The 1,602-nt window shown below is 74.0% G+C and carries 1 protein-coding gene; it reads right to left on the bottom strand.

The genetic code is table 11. The annotated features are described in order from the left end of the window. Positions 1–1,602 (bottom strand): type I polyketide synthase (locus tag BZY54_RS43340; RefSeq protein ID WP_244217619.1); only part of this gene is annotated, 1,602 nt, incomplete at both ends.

Genomic DNA, 1,602 nt, shown 5'->3' with positions numbered 1-1,602 from the left:
CAGCCACAACGGCTCACCCGACGCCGGACGCTCCTGCCCGTACGTCGCCAGCAGCGCCTGCGCCTCGATCGGATCACCCAGTGTCGTACCGGTGCCGTGCGCCTCCACCGCGTCGATGTCGGCGGTGCCCAGTCCGGCGTCCGCGAGGGCCTGGCGGATCACCCGCTGCTGCGAGGGACCGTTGGGCGCGGTCATGCCGTTGGACGCACCGTCCTGGTTGAGCGCGGAACCGCGCACCACCGCCAGCACCGGATGCCCGTTACGGCGGGCGTCCGACAACCGCTCCAGCAGCAGCACACCCGCGCCCTCGCCCCAGGCGACTCCGTCGGCCGCCGCGGAGAAGGACTTGGCCCTGCCGTCCGGGGCGAGGCCGCGCTGGCGGCTGAACTCCACGAACATGCCGGGCGTGCCCATGACCGCGACCCCGCCGGCCAGGGCCAACGAGCACTCTCCCAGGCGCAGCGCCTGCGCCGCCATGTGCAGAGCGACCAGGGAGGAGGAGCAGGCCGTGTCGACGGTGACGGACGGGCCCTCCAGCCCGAGGGTGTAGGACGTACGGCCGGAGACCAGGCTGCCGCCGGTGCTGGCCGCCGCCTCCACGCCGAGTGCGTAGTCGTGGTACATCAGCCCCGCGTACACGCCGGTGCGGCTGCCCTTGAGGGAGGTCGGGTCGATGCCGGCCCGCTCGATCGCCTCCCAGGACACCTCCAGCAGCAGCCGCTGCTGCGGGTCCATCATCAAAGCCTCGTTCGGGCCGATCCCGAAGAACGCCGAGTCGAACTCCGCCGCGTCGTACAGGAACCCGCCCTCGCGCGCGTACGTCTTCCCCGGTGTGCCCGGCTCCGGGTCGTACACGTCCGGGTCCCAGCCCCGGTCCTCCGGGAACGCCGACACCGCGTCCACACCGCCGGCGACCAGCCGCCAGAGTTCCTCGGGCGTGGTTGCGCCGCCCGGGTACCGGCACGCCATGCCGACGATCACGACCGGGTCGTCCGCCACGTCCCGGGCAGGTGCGGACAGGGCACGGGCGGGCGCCGGCGCGGAGACCGTGCCGGCCAGTTCGCCGCCGATGTGGTCGGCAACGGCCTGGGCGCTCGGGTAGTCGAAGATGAGGGTGGCGGGCAGCCGCAGCCCGGTCGCGGCGCCGAGCTGGTTGCGCAGCTCGACCGCGGCGAGCGAGTCGAAGCCCAGCTCGCTGAAGGCACGTTCGGCCTCCACCGCGTCGCTGGAGGTGTGCCCGAGGACGGCGGCCACCTGCTCGCGGACGAGATCCAGCAGCGCCGCCGCACGCTCGTCCTCGGTGAGCCCGGCCAGCCGCGCCACCGGCCCCTCCGCACCGGCCCCCGACTGGGCGGCGCGTCGTGCGGGCACCCTGACCAGGCTCCGCAACAGTGGCGGGATCTCCTCGCCACGGCCGCGCAGGACACCGGTGTCGATGCGCAACGGCACCAGCGCGGGCAGCCCCGACCGCAGCGACGCGTCGAACAGGGCCAGGCCCAGATCGGCCGGCAGGGCGGGCAGCCCCTGGGCGGCCATGCGCTGTTCGGCGAGGTCGAGCGTCCGGGTCATGCCGGTGTTGACGCCCCACAGTCCGAAGGCCAT

Source organism: Streptomyces carpinensis, assembly GCF_002154505.1.
GTDB classification, from domain to species: Bacteria; Actinomycetota; Actinomycetes; order Streptomycetales; family Streptomycetaceae; genus Streptomyces; species Streptomyces carpinensis.
Note: the sequence above shows the minus strand (reverse complement) of the source record. Positions and strands in the feature narration are given on the sequence as shown.